The 16,120-nt window shown below is 71.0% G+C and carries 13 protein-coding genes; 8 read left to right on the forward strand and 5 right to left on the reverse strand.

Translation table 11 applies throughout. The annotated features are described in order from the left end of the window. Nucleotides 1–36 precede the first annotated feature (36 nt). The 3 genes from ABID77_RS13410 to ABID77_RS13420 all read left to right on the forward strand — a co-directional run bounded on the left by ABID77_RS13410 (nucleotide 37) and on the right by ABID77_RS13420 (nucleotide 3,523). Complete coding sequence (locus tag ABID77_RS13410) at nucleotides 37–2,394, forward strand: NADP-dependent malic enzyme (RefSeq protein WP_429596466.1); 2,358 nt, start codon at nucleotides 37–39, stop codon at nucleotides 2,392–2,394. A gap of 291 nt (nucleotides 2,395–2,685) precedes the next feature. Next, nucleotides 2,686–3,024 carry a ribonuclease domain-containing protein gene (locus tag ABID77_RS13415; protein WP_429597311.1) on the forward strand — a complete coding sequence of 113 codons (339 nt, stop codon included), beginning with the start codon at nucleotides 2,686–2,688 and terminating at the stop codon, nucleotides 3,022–3,024. Between the two features lie 97 nt (nucleotides 3,025–3,121). Beyond that, nucleotides 3,122–3,523 carry a barstar family protein gene (locus tag ABID77_RS13420; RefSeq protein WP_429596469.1) on the forward strand — a complete coding sequence of 134 codons (402 nt, stop codon included), beginning with the start codon at nucleotides 3,122–3,124 and terminating at the stop codon, nucleotides 3,521–3,523. A 297-nt stretch (nucleotides 3,524–3,820) separates the two neighbouring features. On the opposite strand, the gene rsmA is transcribed toward ABID77_RS13420, so the two are convergent. Genes rsmA through ABID77_RS13435 form a run of 3 tightly spaced genes read right to left on the reverse strand, consistent with a single transcriptional unit; the run spans nucleotide 3,821 to nucleotide 8,538 of the window. After that, nucleotides 3,821–4,639, reverse strand: coding sequence for a 16S rRNA (adenine(1518)-N(6)/adenine(1519)-N(6))-dimethyltransferase RsmA (rsmA, locus tag ABID77_RS13425; protein WP_429596472.1), 819 nt, complete (start codon nucleotides 4,637–4,639; stop codon nucleotides 3,821–3,823). After that, nucleotides 4,639–6,066 carry a peptidylprolyl isomerase gene (locus ABID77_RS13430; protein WP_429596475.1) on the reverse strand — a complete coding sequence of 476 codons (1,428 nt, stop codon included), beginning with the start codon at nucleotides 6,064–6,066 and terminating at the stop codon, nucleotides 4,639–4,641. The genes rsmA and ABID77_RS13430 overlap by 1 nt, the downstream gene beginning before the upstream one ends. Before the next feature lie 42 nt (nucleotides 6,067–6,108). Beyond that, a complete protein-coding gene (locus tag ABID77_RS13435; protein WP_429596478.1) occupies nucleotides 6,109–8,538 on the reverse strand; it encodes an LPS-assembly protein LptD in 2,430 nt (809 codons plus the stop codon). 111 nt (nucleotides 8,539–8,649) lie between these two features. Between ABID77_RS13435 and ABID77_RS13440 the strand changes: the two genes are divergently transcribed. The 4 genes from ABID77_RS13440 (at nucleotide 8,650) to ABID77_RS13455 (ending at nucleotide 12,704) form a co-directional block, all read left to right on the forward strand. Further along, the gene (locus ABID77_RS13440; RefSeq protein WP_429596481.1) at nucleotides 8,650–9,798 is read left to right on the forward strand and encodes an aminoglycoside phosphotransferase family protein; all 1,149 of its coding nucleotides are present in this window, start codon (nucleotides 8,650–8,652) and stop codon (nucleotides 9,796–9,798) included. A 4-nt stretch (nucleotides 9,799–9,802) separates the two neighbouring features. Continuing rightward, complete coding sequence (locus tag ABID77_RS13445; protein ID WP_429596484.1) at nucleotides 9,803–10,558, forward strand: 16S rRNA (uracil(1498)-N(3))-methyltransferase; 756 nt, start codon at nucleotides 9,803–9,805, stop codon at nucleotides 10,556–10,558. After that, nucleotides 10,555–11,931 carry a M20/M25/M40 family metallo-hydrolase gene (locus ABID77_RS13450; protein ID WP_429596487.1) on the forward strand — a complete coding sequence of 459 codons (1,377 nt, stop codon included), beginning with the start codon at nucleotides 10,555–10,557 and terminating at the stop codon, nucleotides 11,929–11,931. The genes ABID77_RS13445 and ABID77_RS13450 overlap by 4 nt, the downstream gene beginning before the upstream one ends. A 146-nt stretch (nucleotides 11,932–12,077) precedes the next feature. Then, nucleotides 12,078–12,704 (forward strand): YidB family protein, encoded by a 627-nt coding sequence (locus ABID77_RS13455; protein WP_429596490.1) that lies wholly within the window; start codon nucleotides 12,078–12,080, stop codon nucleotides 12,702–12,704. A gap of 45 nt (nucleotides 12,705–12,749) precedes the next feature. On the opposite strand, the gene ABID77_RS13460 is transcribed toward ABID77_RS13455, so the two are convergent. After that, nucleotides 12,750–14,261, reverse strand: coding sequence for a M20 family metallopeptidase (locus ABID77_RS13460; protein ID WP_429596492.1), 1,512 nt, complete (start codon nucleotides 14,259–14,261; stop codon nucleotides 12,750–12,752). Between the two features lie 125 nt (nucleotides 14,262–14,386). Next, nucleotides 14,387–14,908, reverse strand: a complete 522-nt coding sequence (locus ABID77_RS13465) for a bactofilin family protein (RefSeq protein ID WP_429596495.1) — start codon at nucleotides 14,906–14,908, stop codon at nucleotides 14,387–14,389. 227 nt (nucleotides 14,909–15,135) lie between these two features. On the opposite strand from ABID77_RS13465, the gene ABID77_RS13470 reads away from it, so the two are divergent. Next, the gene (locus tag ABID77_RS13470; RefSeq protein WP_429596498.1) at nucleotides 15,136–16,089 is read left to right on the forward strand and encodes an ion transporter; all 954 of its coding nucleotides are present in this window, start codon (nucleotides 15,136–15,138) and stop codon (nucleotides 16,087–16,089) included. Nucleotides 16,090–16,120 lie beyond the last annotated feature (31 nt).

Genomic DNA, 16,120 nt, shown 5'->3' on the forward strand with positions numbered 1-16,120 from the left:
TCCCAGTGCGCCAGCGACGGCAGGAGCCCGCCGCCCATGTCCGATTCCGCCTCCCTGAGTACCTCCACGCTGGCCACGCCGAGCGCCGAAGACAAGCGCGCCGAACTGCGCCGCGCCGCACTCGCCTATCACGAGTTCCCGACCCCCGGCAAGATCGCCATCGCGGCCACCAAGCAGATGATCAACCAGCGCGACCTGGCGCTGGCCTACTCGCCGGGCGTCGCCGCGCCGTGCGAGGAGATCGTCAAGGACCCGGTCAACGCCTTCAAGTACACCGCGCGCGGCAACCTGGTGGGCGTCATCTCCAACGGCACCGCCGTGCTCGGCTTGGGCGACATCGGCCCGCTGGCGTCCAAGCCGGTGATGGAGGGCAAGGGCGTGCTGTTCAAGAAGTTCGCCGGCGTCGACGTCTTCGACATCGAGATCGACGAGAAGGACCCGGTCAAGCTCGTCGAGGTCATCGCCGCGCTGGAGCCGACCTTCGGCGCCATCAACCTCGAGGACATCAAGGCGCCCGACTGCTTCTACGTCGAGCGCGAGCTGCGCAAGCGCATGAAGATCCCGGTCTTCCACGACGACCAGCACGGCACGGCCATCACGGTCGCGGCGGCACTGCTCAACGGCCTGAAGGTCGCGGGCAAGGACATCGGCAAGGTCAAGCTCGTCACCTCCGGCGCGGGCGCCGCGGCGCTGGCCTGCCTGAACCTGCTGCTCAAGGTCGGCCTGCAGCGCGAGAACGTGTTCGTGACCGACCTCGCCGGCGTGGTCTACGAGGGCCGCACCGAGCTGATGGACGACGACAAGCGCCAGTACATGCAGAACACCGAGGCCCGCACGCTCACCGACGTCATCGACGGCGCCGACGTGTTCCTCGGCCTGTCGGCCGGCGGCGTGCTCAAGCCGGCGATGGTCGCCAAGATGGCCGCGCGCCCGGTGATCTTCGCCCTGGCCAACCCCAATCCCGAGATCGCTCCCGAGGACGCCCACGCGGTGCGCGGCGACGTGATCATGGCCACGGGCCGCACCGACTACCCGAACCAGGTCAACAACGTCCTGTGCTTCCCCTACATCTTCCGCGGCGCGCTCGACTGCGGCGCCACCACCATCACCGACGAGATGGAAGTCGCCGCGGTGCACGCCATCGCCGAACTCGCGCAGGCCGAGCAGAGCGAGCGCGTGGCCGCCGCCTACGTGGGCGAGAAGCTCAGCTTCGGTCCGGAATACCTCATCCCCAAGCCCTTCGACCCGCGCCTGATGATGAAGATCGCGCCGGCCGTGGCCCAGGCGGCGGTCGAGAGCGGCGTCGCGATGCGCCCCATCGCCGACCTCGACGCCTACCGCGACCAGCTCCAGAGCTTCGTCTACGCCTCCGGCACGATCATGAAGCCCATCTTCGACGCCGCCAAGCGCGCGACCAAGAAGCGCGTGGCCTATGCCGAGGGCGAGGAGGAGCGCGTGCTGCGCGCCGCTCAGATCGTGGTCGACGAAGGCCTCGCGCGCCCGACGCTGATCGGCCGTCCGGCCATCATCGCCCAGCGCATCGAGAAGTTCGGCCTGCGCCTGAAGGAGGAACTCGACTACGACATCGTCAACGTCGAGCAGGACCACCGCTACCGCGACTTCTGGCAGACCTACCACCGCATGACCGAGCGCAAGGGCACGACGGTGCAGACCGCCAAGATCGAGATGCGCCGGCGCCTGACGCTCATCGGCTCGATGCTGCTGCACAAGGGCGAGGTCGACGGCCTGATCTGCGGCACCTGGGGCACCACCGCCATCCACCTGCACCACATCGACCAGGTGATCGGCAAGCGCCCGGGCGGCTGCGCGAGCACGCCGCAGGACCTGCCCATCTACGCCTGCATGAACGGCCTGCTGCTGCCCGGGCGCCAGGTGTTCCTGGTCGACACCCACGTCAACTACGACCCGACGCCCGAGGAACTCACCGAGATCACCACCCTGGCCGCCGAGGAGATGGTGCGCTTCGGCCTGAAGCCGAAGGTGGCGCTGCTGTCGCACTCGAACTTCGGCAGCAGCAACGAGGCCAGCGCGCTCAAGATGCGCCGCACGCTCGAGCTGCTGCGCGAGCAGTCGCCGTGGCTGGAGGTCGACGGCGAGATGCACGGCGACGTCGCCCTCGACGGCAAGGAACGCGCCGCGGTCATGCCGCACAGCGCGCTCGCCGGCGACGCCAACCTGCTGGTGTTCCCCAACCTGGACTCGGCCAACATCTCCTACAACCTGCTCAAGACGGCCGCCGGCGGCAACATCGCCATCGGCCCGGTGCTCCTGGGCGCCGCCAAGCCGGTCCACATCCTGACGGCCAGTGCCACCGTGCGGCGCATCGTCAACATGACGGCGCTGACGGTCGCCGACGCCAACGCCGATCGCTGAAGCCGAAGACGCGCGCGGATCCACGCGTCCGCGAGCGTTTTTACAGGTCTCTTCAAGACCTTGCGCGCCTGCCCAAAATTTGGGCAGGCGCTTGCTATTTGAGCGCCCCTGATGCAAACTGCCGGGCTCGAATTCGAGGGTTAACCCTCCAGCCCAGCCCGATTCGAGCCCCCGCGTCCTTCCTTCTGGTGCCTCATGGCGGCTTACGCCTTTATCACGTCTTTCTCGTCCCGACTCGTCATGGCCGGCCTCGTGCTGGCAGGCTTGGGGATTGGAACGGCAGGTCCGAGCATGGCGCAGTTCCGCGATGCCGAGCGTCCGTCACACGATGCGACGACCACGCCTTCGATTCCGTTGGCCGAACTGCCGGTGCAGGGCCAGCGCACCTACCAGGCCATTTTCCAGGGCGGTCCCTTCAGGCACGACAAGGACAGTGCGGTGTTCGGGAACCGGGAGCGCCTGTTGCCATCCCAGAGAAGGGGCTACTACCGCGAATACACGGTCGACACGCCGGGCGCATCCAATCGCGGGGCGCGGCGCATCGTCTGCGGCGGTGAACCCAGGACGGCACCGACCCTGTGCTGGTACACGGCGGATCACTACGCGAGTTTCAGGCGGATCGTGCCGTGAACGGATCACACAGCGACGCCTTCCGGATCGAGACAGCACGCTCCCGTGCCCCGATCGAATGACGACAAAGACAACAACCATGGAAAGACCAGCGGAGATGACCTTATCCCTTCGTGCCGTGCGCCCCAACATCGTGCAGTCGATCCGCGCTTTCCGCGTGAACGATCTGCAGGAAGCGGCGCAAGAGGCAGGACAGCACTTCCTGTACGCGAACCTGGCCCAGGCGCAGAGCAAGCAGGACGTGCTCGACCTCATCGCACAGCAATTCACCTTCCCGGCTCATTTCGGCAAGAACTTCGACGCGCTCTACGACTGCATGACCGACCCGCTGCACAAGTCGGGACCGCAGCCCGGCTTCATCGTCGTGCTCGAGCAGATCCCGGCCAACGGCAAGTTCGACAAGGAAGCGCGCGAGCAGCTGCTCGACATCTTCCGCGACGCCTCCGACTACTGGGGCGACCGGAAGATACCGTTCAGGTGCTTCTATTCTTTTCTGTAGCCCGTTCTGCAAACACCAGCCAAGCAGAACGGGCGAACGAGGCTCAGCAGGGCAACGGCCCTGCGGCGACGACCCCCACCACCCCGGCCGGCATCGAGATCGCGTCGGCCGACCCGGCCGCCGAGAAGATGCCCACGGACAAGCTCCTGGACGTGTCGCCCCTGGCGCTGCGCATGAGCAGCCCCTTCAACGCGGAGTACTGGCTGGCCACGGCCTGACCCCCCGTTCGACCGGGCTGGACGCCCCGGCCGCCGGCCCGAGAAAAGCCCGTTCCTTCCCGGACGGGCTTTTCTCTTTTCAGGCGGTTCGTGGTTCCGGGTCGCCCGGCGCGGGCGCGACGGCCTGCGCCAGTGCCACGTACTCGGCCACCGGCACTTCCTCGGCGCGGCGCTGGATGTCGAAGGTGCCTTCGAACCCATGCTCGCCGAGCCAGCGGCCCAGGGTGTGGCGCAGGATCTTGCGCCGCTGGCTGAAGGCGACCTGGACGATCTCCCCGAGCCGGGCGGCATCGACCCGCGGCGGCTCGGCCAACGGCACCATCCGCACGACCGCGCTGTCCACGCGGGGCGGCGGGGCGAAGCTCTCCGGCGGCACGAACAGGATGTTCTCCATCTCGTAGCGCCACTGCAGCATCACGCTCAGGCGGCTGTAGTCCGACGTGGCCGGCCGCGCCACCATGCGGTCGATCACCTCCTTCTGCAGCATGAAGTGCTGGTCGATCACCCGGGGCGCGAAGCCCAGCAGGTGGAAGAGGATCGGCGTCGAGATGTTGTAGGGCAGGTTGCCGACCACGCGCAGACGTTTCGTGGCGTCGTCCGCGCCCGGCATGCCGGCCAACAGTGCCGCGAAATCCACCTTCAGCACGTCCGACTCGATGACGTCGAGCTGGCCGTGGCCGCGCAGGCGCTGCGCCAGGTCGCGGTCGAGCTCGACGACGGTGAGGCGGCCGAGGCGCTCGACCAGCGGCTGCGTCAGCGCGGCGAGACCGGGGCCGATTTCGACCATCGCGTCGCCCGGCTGGGGCGCGATGGCATGGACGATCGCATCGATGATGCCGCCGTCGCACAGGAAGTGCTGGCCGAAGCGCTTGCGCGCGACGTGGTGCTGGGCCGCCATCAGAGCGGCGGCTGACGGAACTCCACGTACGCCCGGGCGCGCACTTCCTGCGCCCAGGTTTCGTAGGCCTCGTCCATGCGCTTCTCGCGCAGGGCGGCACGGGCGGCTTCGCGCTGCTCGGCCGGCGTCAGGGGGGCATCGCGCCGCCCCGTCACCTGGATCAGGTGCACGCCGAAGCGCGAGACCACCGGATCGCTGATCTGGCCCGGCTGCAGCCGGTTGACCATCTCCTCGAACTCGGGGACGAACTGGCCGGCGCGGGTCCAGCCGAGGTCGCCGCCGTCCTTGGCGCTGCCGTCCTGGGAGTTGTCGCGCGCGAGGCCGGCGAAATCGGCCGTGCCGGCCTGCAGGCGGCGCTTGAACTCGGCGAGCTGGGCCACGGCCTGGGCCGTGTTGCGCTGGGCGTCGGTGCGCAGCAGGATGTGGCGGACCTGGGTCTGCGCGGTGGTCGCGTCGGTCGCGCCGGCCTGGCTGCGGGCCAGCACCTTGAGCACGTGGAAGCCGGCGCTCGAGCGCACGGGGCCGACGATGCCGTCGACCGGCGTGGACTGCGTGGCTTCCACGAAGAGCGTGGGATAGCGCTGCGCGCTGCGCAGGCCGAGCACGCCGCCGCTCGCACGGTCGGCCGCATCGGAGTTGTCGCGCGCGAGCGCGACGAAATCCTCGCCGGCGCGAGCCCGGCGGGCGATGGCCTGCGCCTTCTGCTCCAGCGCGGCGACCTGCGCGTCGCTCGCGTTCTCCGGCACGGCCACCAGCACCTGGGCCAGGTTGATCTGCGCCGGCGCCGTGGCGGTGGCGCCGCCGCGCTGGTCGCGCAGGAACTGCTCGACCTCGACGTCGCTGATCCTCACGCGGGCGTTGACCTCGCGTTCGCGCAACCGGGTGAGCAGCAGCTGGTTGCGCAGGTCGTTGCGGAACTCGCTCCACGACATGCCCTCGGCGGTCACGCGGCGGCGCAGTTCCTCGCGACTGACCTGGTTCTGCCGGGCCACCGTCTCCTCGGCCTGGTCGACCGTCACGTCGTCGACCCGGATGCCGTTCTCCTTGGCCAGCTGCAGCTGCGCGCGCTCCAGGATGATGCGTTCGAGCACCAGGCGCGTGAGTTCGGCGGCCGGCGCGCGCCGGGCCTCGGCGTTCTCGGCCAGGATGCGGTTGACGCGCGTCTGCACCTCGGTGTTGGTGATGGGCTCGGAATTGACCAGCGCGACGATGAACTCGGCCGCGCGCTGGCCCTGCACCGGTGCGACGGCGGCCGGAGCGGGGATCGTGGGCGCGATGCCGCGTTGCGGGTTGTTCATGATGTCCGTGATGCCGCTGCGCGCGTTGCCGGGTCGCAGGCCCAGTCCCTGCGCCTGGGCGCCGCAGGAAGCGGCGCCGAGTGCGATCAGGCAGGCCAGGGTGAGGGCGGAGGGGGTGGATGTGTTCATGGCGATGGGGTGCGGGGCGGCCGCGGGGCCGGGGACCCGGGTTCAGTCGTATTGCGTGTAGCGGCTCGGTGTTTCCATCAGTCCCGGCTGGCGCAGGGGCTGGTAGCGCTGGATGTTCTGCGTCAGCGTCCGGATCGGGCTCGATCCGACGCTGGCGAAGCCGACGAATTCGAGCTGGAACATGATGCGGGTGTTGGCTGTGACCCGTCCGGTGGTCAGACGTTCCAGCACCACCCGGCCGATGTAGCAGCAGCCGTCGTACTCGAAGCCGATCACGCCGTCGGTGAGCTTGCTGTCCTGCAGGTTGTAGTTCATGCGGCCCACCGCATACCAGCGCCCCCCGCCTTCGCCACGGCCGGGACCCAGGTCGCGGCCCTTGTCGCCCCACAGGTCGTTGAGCGGCCACTGGAAGCCGACGTCGAGCGACTTGTTGCCGATCAGCGTCGGCGTGGCCGACTGGTAGCGGAACGCCGCGTTGAGGGTGTGATAGGGCGCCGGGTGATAGCGGGTGCTCAGGGCCACGCGCTCGGAGCGCTGGGTGTCGGGGTTGTACTGGACGGTGGTGTCGACGCTCAGGCGCGGCGTCCAGTTGACCTGCGCGCCCAGCAGCACGTCGCTCAGGCGGTCGGTCACGGGCAGGCCGCCGGGCAGCGTGACGTTCTGGTCGGCGAAGCGCAGGCGCTGGGCGATGCCGAAGCGCGCGGCCTCGACGCCGCTGTCGGGATCGATCAGGCGCGTGCTGACGCCCAGGGTGAGCAGGTTGCTGTCCGAGACGCGGTCGTTGCCCGAGAACGCGTTCTCGGTGTAGATGGTGGCGAAGTTGAAGTCGTTGGCCGCGCTGTCGTACACCGGCAGCTGGCTCTGGTCGCGGTAGGGCGTGCGCACGTAGAAGGCGCGCGGCTCCAGCGTCTGACGGAACGAGCGCCCGAAGAAGCTGGCGTCGCGCTCGAACACCAGGCCGCTGTCCAGGCTCAGGGTCGGCACGGCGCGGCTGGCCGAGGTCTGGCCGCCGGCCAGCGGCGCGTCGAACTGGTAGGACGTGCCGTTGAGGATCAGCTTCGGGATCACGAAGGTGCCGGGCGTGAGCCAGGGCCGGCTGACCTGCACGATGCCGAAGGCGCGCTCGCCGTTGGGCTGGACGATGCCGTTCAGGTTCGGCGCGAACTGCCGGTCGGCCCGGAAGCGCGTGTAGTCGAGCGAGGTCGAGACGTCGAAGCCGCCGACGTCGTACTTGGTGTTGTTGGCGGTGAGCTGGGGCAGGCGATCGTAGGGCGGCGTGATCGGCGACAGGTCGTACTGCAGCGTCTGGTAGGACAGCAGGCGCACCTGGCCGGTCCAGTCGCTCTTGCCCCAGTAGAGCGCCGCCTGGCTCTCCAGCAGTCGCGTGGAGAGCGTCGGCGTGCGGGAGAAGTCGCGCCAGTAGTTGTCGTCGCTCACGCGGTTGATGTTGAGCAGGCCGGACAGCGAGTCCAGGCCGAGCGGCTTGGGATCGAAGACCTGGCGGTGCGTCGTCCACAGGCCCCAGCGGTCGCGCTCGCGCAGCTGGTCGGCGGGCATGACGTCGGCGCGCACCATGCCGTTGTAGGTGTTCTCGAGATAGCGGAACTCGCTGCCCACGTTGATGCCGCGCTTGCTCATCAATGTCGGGTAGAGCGTGGCGTCCCGGTTGGGGGCGATGTTCCAGTAGTAGGGCTGGGTCAGCTCGATGCCGTTGACGCTGTCGACGCCGAAGAAGGGCGACAGCAGGCCGCTCTTCCTCTTCTCGTCGAGCGGGAAGCTGAACGACGGGAAGGCCGGCGTGCTCACGCCCATGAACTTCATGCGCGCGTTCGTCGCGATGCCCACGCCCTCCTCGGTGTCAGTGGTGAGCGTGGCCGCGCTCAGCAGCCAGGCCGGCATCCAGCCGGGGTAGTCCTCGATGCGGCAGGTGGTGTAGGTGACGCTGCGGGCGACCGAGACGTTGGCGTCGACGAAATCGATGCGCTCGGCCTCGCCGTGGCCGCCGTTGACGAGGAAGCGGTAGCGCACGTTGCGGAAGAAGCCCTCGAAGGTCTCCAGCTTGAGCTGCAGTTCCGGGCCCTCGTAGACGTTGCCCGCCTGGTTCACGCGCACGTTGCCCGTGGCGGTGGTGAGGTCGTCGGGCTGGTAGTACTCCAGCCGGTCGGCGTTGATGACGGTGTCGCCGCGGCGCACCGAGGCGTTGCCGACGATCACGGTCTCCAGGTCGGGGCGACCGGTGATGCTATCGCCGGCAACGAAGTTCGGCCGCTGCGCGCGTTCGGACTGCGGGATCACCTCCAGCAACTGGGCCGAGCGCCTGAGCACGAGCGGCTCGTCGGCCCAGGCGGCGGACGCCGCCGGTTGCTGCGCCCAGGCGCCCTGCGCCTGCAGCAGCGCCAGCGACAGCACGGCCAGGGGCAGCGGCGGACGGTTCGGCGACCTGCGGGCGCGGCGGCGGTTCGGTTCAGACATGGGCAGGAGACGTCACGGGTCGGCGGGAGGGAGACGCCGGCCACTGCGGCGGGCGGCAGGCGGCGGGCTGCGCGGCATCCGCGAGCGGCGGATTTGTAGAATCGATTATCCATGACCGCATCCCCGCCCACGCCCCCCGGCGGCGCCGCTTCCGCACGGGCCGCCGCCGTGCCCACCCCCGATGCCGTCGCTCCGGCCACCCCCGTGACCTGGGCCGACCCGGCGCGCGAAGCCGCCTTCGACGCCTGGCTGGCACGCGTCGCGCCGGCCCACGGTCTCGTTCCCGACACGGTGCGCCCGGCCTCGGCCGACGCCAGCTTCCGCCGCTACTTCCGCATCGACGGCACCGCCGGACCGACCCGCATCGTGATGGACGCCCCCCCGGCGCAGGAGGACAGCGAGCCCTTCGTGCGCGTCGCGCAGCTCCTGCACGACGCCAGCGTGCGCGCGCCGCAGGTGCTCGACTGGGACCGCGCGCACGGCTTCCTGCTGCTCGACGACCTGGGACGGCGCACGATGCTCGACGCCATCGACCCCGCCGACCCCAGGGCGGCCCTGCCGCTGTACGAGGCCGCCATCGACGAGCTGATCCGCTGGCAACTGGCCTCCAAGCCCGGCGTGCTGCCACCCTACGACCGCGCGCTGCTCGAGCGCGAGCTCGCGCTCTTTCCCGAGTGGTACATCGGACGGCACCGCGGCGTGGCGATCGAGGGCCGGCTGCAGGAGCGGCTCGAACGCAGCTTCCGGCTGATCGTGGAGAACAACCTGTCGGTGCCCGCCGTCCACGTGCATCGCGACTTCATGCCGCGCAACCTGATGCTGGCCGACGATCCCGAGGCGGCGCGCGGCCGCCTGGGCGTGCTGGACTTCCAGGACGCCGTCCACGGCCCCATCACCTACGACATCGCCAGCCTGATGCGCGACGCCTTCCTCACCTGGGAGGAGGACTTCGTGATCGACGTGACGGTGCGCTACTGGCAGGCCGCGCGCAAGGCCGGGCTGCCGGTGGACGCCGACTTCGGCGCCTTCTACCGCGACGTCGAGTGGATGGGCCTGCAGCGCCACCTGAAGGTCGCGGGCATCTTCGCGCGCCTGACCCTGCGCGACGGCAAGCCGAAGTACCTGGCCGACACGCCGCGCTTCATCGCCTACATCCGCGCCACCGCGAGCCGCTACATGGAGCTCACGCCGCTGCTGCGCGTGATCGACGAGGTCGAGGGCACGCAGGCGCTCTCCGGCTTCGCCTACGGCCGGGTCTGACCGCGTGCCGCGCTTCCACTGCGCCACCGCGCTGCATCCCGGCACCGACCTGCTGCTGCCGGCCGGCGCCGCGCGCCACGTCCAGGTGCTGCGCCTGCAGCCGGGCGACGCCATCACCCTGTTCGACGGCGCCGGCGGCGAGTACGCGGCGGTCGTCGAGCGCATGGGCCGCAGCGAGGTGGCGGTGCGCGTCGGGGCGCACGATCCGGTGGAGCGCGAGGCGCCCCGCGCCGTGCACCTGGCCGCCGGCATGCCGGCCAACGAGCGCATGGACTGGCTGGTCGAGAAGGCGACCGAGCTGGGCGTCGCCAGCATCCAGCCCCTGATGAGCGCCCACGGCGTGCTGCGGCTGGCCGGCGAGCGCGCCGAGAAGAAGCGCGCCCACTGGGAAGCCATCGCCGTCGCGGCCTGCGAGCAGTGCGGGCGCAACCGCGTGCCGGTGATCCATCCGGTGCAGGCCTTCGGCGACTGGATCGCGCGGCCCGGCGATCCGGCGGCGCGGCCCCTGGTGCTGAGCCTGGCATCGGGCACGCGCGGCATCGCCGACGTCGCGGCCGACGGCGACGCCGCGCCGGACGCGTCCGGGACGCCGGGCGTCTGGCGCGTGCTCAGCGGCCCCGAAGGCGGACTGAGCGCGGCCGAGGAGCGGCAGGCGCTGCAGGCCGGTTTCGCGCCCGCCACGCTCGGCCCGCGCGTCCTGCGCGCCGAGACCGCCGCCCTCGCGGCGCTCATGGCCCTGGCCGGGGCGCCGCCCGCATGAGGTGCCGCCGCCGCGCCCCGGCGGTGCTGGCCGGCCTCGCCGGCCTGTGCCTGGTGGGCGCGATGCGCATGGCGCAGGCGCAGGGCGCGGGCCTCGGATCGTCGCCCTGGCCGGTCAGCCCGCAGGTCGAGCGCACCTACGTGCGGCTGCTGGCGGCGCCGGCGGTGCAGGCGGTGCTCGACGCCGTCGCGGCCGACCACGCGCGTTCCATCGACGACCTGCGCCGCCTGACCGAGATCGAGGCCCCGCCCTTCGGCGAGCAGGCGCGCGCCGCGGCCTTCCTGGCGCGCCTGAAGGCGCTGGGCCTGCCCGAGGCTTACATCGACACCGAGGGCAACGTCGTCGGCCTGCGCCGGGGCCGGCCCACGGCCACGGGCCACGAGGTGCCCAAGCTGGTGGTGACGGCGCACCTGGACACGGTGTTCCCGGCCGGCACCGACGTGCGGGTCAAGGCGCGTGGCGACCGGCTCCACGCGCCGGGCATCTCCGACGACGCGCGCGGCCTGGCGGTGCTGCTGTCGTGGCTGAAGGTGCTGGAGGACCGGCGGCTGCGCACGGTGGGCGACCTGCTGTTCGTCGGCAGCGTCGGCGAGGAGGAGCTGGGCAACCTGCGCGGCATGCGGCACCTCTTCGCCACCCACCGCGACATCGACGGCCTCGTCGGGCTGGAACCCGCGCCCGACCACCACGTGATCGTCGCCGGCACCGCCAGCCGGCGCCACGAGGTCGTCTTCGAAGGCCCGGGCGGCCACAGCTTCGGCGCCTTCGGGCGGGTGCCCAGCGCGGTGCACGGCATGGGCCGCGCCATCGCGCGCATCGCCGACATCCGCACGCCGGCCTATCCGCGCACCACCTTCACCGTCGGCACGGCCTCCGGGGGCAGCGCGGTCAACGCCATCGCCGCCGAGGCCCGCATGGGGGTCGACATCCGCTCCGACGACGACGCGGTGCTCGACCAGGCCGAGCGCCGGGTGCTGGGCGCCGTCAAGGCCGCCGTCGCGGCCGAGAACCGGCGCTGGGGCGTCGACACGCTCACCGCCTCGGTGCGGCTGATCGGCGACCGGCCGGGCGGGCGCACGCCGCCCGATTCGCCGGTGGTGGAGGCGGCCGTGCGCGCCAACACCGCCTACGGCCTGCGCAGCGTGCTGCAGGCCTCCAGCACCGACGCCAACGTGCCGATGTCGCTCGGCGTCCCGGCGGTGGTGTTGGGCAGCGGCGGGCGTACCGGCGGCTTCCACACCACCGGCGAATGGATCGAACTCGACGGCGCCTGGCTCGGCGCGCAGCGCTCGCTGCTGACGGTGCTGGCGCTCGTCGGGGTCGAGGGCACCAGCGAGCCGCTGCTGCCCCGGCGCGCGCCGCGAGCGCCGTGAAGGCTCGCGCGGGTGTGCGTCCGGTTGCAAAGCCGTCGCACGGGGAGCCTGCCGGCATCGGACAATGAAACGGAACACGGCCGGGCGTCGCGCGGCCGGGCCTCCTCGATCCACGGATCGATCACCTCGAACGGAAGAAACACATCATGGGATTGCTCGACTCGGTACTCGGTCAGGTCCTCGGCGGCGGTCAAGGCGCGTCGTCCACGCCGGCGGGAGCCCCGGAAGCGGGCCATGCGGGAGGCGGCATGGGCGGCGGGCCCGGCGGACTGGGCGGCCTCGGGGGACTGGCGGGCCTGGGCGGGGCCGGCGGCCTCGGCGCCATCCTCGGCAGCCTGCTGGCCAACGACGGCGGGCAGGGCGGCCTCGGCGGCCTGGTCTCGAAGTTCGAACGCGCCGGCATGGGCGACGTGATCGGCTCGTGGATCGGCAAGGGCGAGAACCGGCCGGTCTCCGAGGGCCAGCTCGGCAACGTGCTGGGCGGCGACGTGGTGTCGGGCCTGGCGCAGAAACTGGGCATGAACGCCGGCACGCTGCTGCCGCTGCTCGCCTCGCTGCTGCCGATGCTGATCGACCGCCTCACGCCGCACGGCCAGGTGCCCGCGAACGGGCTGGGCGATCTGAGCGAACTCGGCGGCGGGGGCGGCTTCGGCACCTTCGGCCGGGGCGGCGAGGGCACGGATGCGACGCCGTCCAGCGCGTCGGCGCAGGACACGCCCGGCTCCGAGAGCGAACTGCTCGCCTCGCTCAGCGCGCTGCTGCAGAAGCGCTGAACGGCGGGACGGCGCGACGGGCGCCCGGTCGCGCCGTCCGCCCGCTCAGGCCGAGGCGGCCGCCAAATGCTCGGCCCGGTGCGCCGCCGGCAGCGCGGCGATCACCTCGGCCACGGCGGCCGTCAGCTTCTTGGCATAGGGCACGTGCAGGAACTCGTTGGGACCGTGCGCGTTGCTCTTGGGGCCCAGCACGCCGCAGACCATCATCTGCGCCTTCGGGAAGCCCTCGCTGAGCATGTTCATCAGCGGGATCGTGCCGCCCTGGCCGATGTAGCCGCAGGGCGCGCCGAAGTGCGCCAGCGACGCGGCGTCGAGCGCGCGCTCGAACCACGGCGTGATCGTCGGCGCGTTCCAGCCGGTGGCGCCGCCGCCGCCCTCGAAGGTCACCTTCGCCTGGTAGGGCGCGTTGTCCTCCAGCAGCGCCTTGAGCTCCTGCACGGCCTGGCCGGCGTCGACCAGCGGCGGCAGGCGCAGCGACAGCTTGAAGGCGGTGTAGGGACGCAGCACGTTGCCGGCGTCCTTCAGCGCGGGAAAGCCGTCGGCGCCGGTGACCGACAGCGTCGGCTTCCAGGTGCGGTTGAGCAGGCCCTCGACCGGGTCGGTGGTGGTGGGCAGGGTGAAGGCGGTGGAGCCCTCGCAGTCGTAGTGCGCCCAGGGGAAGCGCTTGTGGATCTCGTCGCCGAGGATGGCGGCCGTGACCCTGGCCTGCGCCAGGCGGTCGGGCGGCACCTCGCAGTGGAAGCTCGCGGGCAGCAGGCGGCCGGTGGCGCTGTCCTCCAGCCGGTCGAGCACCTGCCGCATGATGCGGAAGCTCGAGGGCACCAGGCCCGAGGCGTCGCCGGAGTGCACGCCCTCGGTCAGCACCTCGACCTTGAGCAGGCCGCCGGCCATGCCGCGCAGCGAGGTCGTCAGCCAGAGCTGGTCGTAGTTGCCGGCGCCCGAATCCAGGCAGATCACCAGGCCGACCTCGCCCAGGCGGCCGCGCAGGGCCTCCACGTAGGGCAGCAGGTCGTAGGAGCCGCTCTCCTCGCAGGTCTCGATCAGGCCGACGATGCGCGGATGCGCCGCGCCCTGGGCCTTGAGCGCCTGCACGGCGGCGATGCTGGCGTAGACCGCGTAGCCGTCGTCGGCGCCGCCGCGGCCGTAGAGCCGGCCGTCCTCGTACTTCGGCGTCCAGGGACCGAGGTCCGAGCGCCAGCCGGTGAACTCGGGCTGCTTGTCGAGGTGGCCGTACATCAGCACCGTGTCGGTCATCGGCGTGCCGGTGGCGGCGATCTCGAAGAACAGCACCGGCGTGCGGCCTTCGAGCCGGACGATCTCCAGCGTCAGCCCCTCGACCTTCTGCGCCTCGACCCAGGCGGCGGCGTTGCGCAGCACGGTGTCGATGTGGCCGTGGGCGGCCCAGTCCTTGTCGAAGCCGGGCGACTTGGCGGGGATGGCGATGTAGTCGGTGATCTGGCGCACGATGTCGCCGTCCCACCGGGCCGTGACGTCGGACAGGGCGCGGCCGGCGTCGAGCAGGCCGGCGGGCATTTCGCGGTGCATGGGAGCGTTCATGGGGAGGGTTCTCCGCAGGATGGAGGGATGCAGGGGGTGCATTCCATTCTGCGCCCAAAGAAAAAGCACCCGGATCGCGGGTGCTTGTTCGAAACCGGAGCCCGGAGGTCCCGTGCGGCGCCCGCTCAGGCGGCCTGCAGCGACGGCTTGCGGCCGTCGGCGGCGCCGAAGGTGATCTCGCCGGAGAGCTGGCCGCCTTCCTCGATCACGATCTTGCCGTAGCGGATCTTGCCGGTCACGCGGCCGGTGGCGTGGATCACCAGCTTGTCGCGCACGATCAGGTTGCCGTCGAACACGCCGCGGATCTCGGCGATGTCGATGTGGGCCGAACCCTTGAACTCGCCCTGCTCGGAGATCTGGATCACGCGCGAGTCCATCGTCGCCTCGACCAGGCCCTCGACCACCAGCGTGTCGCAATCGGTGATCTCGACGCCCTTGAGCTTGATGTTCGGTCCGACCGTGAGCTTGCTGCCTTCCTTGGGCGCGGGCGCGGCCGCTGCGCCGCTCGCCGACAGGGGAGACGAAGCGGGCTGCACCGGCGTGCCGCCGAGGCCGCCGCCACCGCCCACCAGGGGTGCGGGACGGGAGGAGTTGAAGTTGTCGGGTTCGCGATCGCGCTTGCCGAAGAAGGGGGACTGTGAAGCCAAGAGATTGCTCCTCTCAAAAGCGCCTATCGTATGAACGCCCGAAGGCACCCCGGCCATAGACTGGAAAAAATTCGTAACCAAATCGGTCGGCCTCTTTCTCCACCACCCCTTTTCCGACGATTCGCCAGCCCTCGCGCGATGCTCGCCGGGCTCGCCGATCGGGACGGTGCCGGCGCATCCGAGAATGCGCGGCGCCACTCTCGCGGACTCGCCGTCCGAATGCCGCCATGTCCCCGTCGCCGTCCGCCGATCCCTCCCTCCGCACCCGACCCGCCGTGGAGGACGTGACCCGCGTCGAGGAACGCTTCGGCAAGCCCTCGGGCGGCTGGCGGCTCGCCCTGTACGCGGTCATCTTCGAGTCGGAGACGCGCGCCGGCCGCGCCTTCGACCTGGCGCTGATCGCGGTCATCCTGCTGAGCGTGGCGGTGGTGGTGCTCGACAGCGTGCAGGCCATCCACGTGCGCTGGGGACCGATCTTCGGCGTCATGGAATGGGGCTTCACCTGCGTCTTCACGATCGAGTACGTGGCGCGCCTGGCCTGCCTGAGCCGGCCGTGGCGCTACGCGCGCAGCTTCTACGGCGTGATCGACCTGCTGGCGCTGCTGCCGACCTACATCGCCATCCTGGTGCCGGGCCTGGCGGTGCTGATCGACGTGCGCATCCTGCGGCTGCTGCGGGTGTTCCGCATCTTCAAGATGTCGCGCTACGCCCAGGAGTACCGCACGCTGGCCACGGCCCTGGCGGCGAGCCGGCGCAAGATCATGGTCTTCGTCGGCTTCGTGCTGATGGTGGTGCTGGTGATGGGCACGCTGATGTACGTGGTCGAGGGGCCGCAGCACGGCTTCACCAGCATCCCCGTGGCGGTGTACTGGGCGGTCTCGACCATGACCACGGTCGGCTTCGGCGACCTGGTGCCCAAGACCGGCCTCGGTCGCGCCATCGCCTCGGCCATGATGCTGCTGGGCTGGGGCGTGCTGGCGGTGCCGACGGGCATCGTGTCGGCCGAGATGGTCAAGCACGGGCGCGAGGCCGCCGGCGACGCCTCGCGCGATGCGCCCGGGACGGCGGCTGCGGCGGACCCGGCCGGTCGTGCGGTCGAATGCACCGCCTGCGGCAGCGGCGCGCACGCGGCCGATGCGCGCTTCTGCCGCCGTTGCGGTGCGGCGCTGCCGCCGCGCTGACGCCGGACGATGGGAAGGCACTCGGTGCGCC

The organism is Variovorax sp. PvP013, assembly GCF_050435945.1.
Classification (GTDB): domain Bacteria; phylum Pseudomonadota; class Gammaproteobacteria; order Burkholderiales; family Burkholderiaceae_C; genus Variovorax.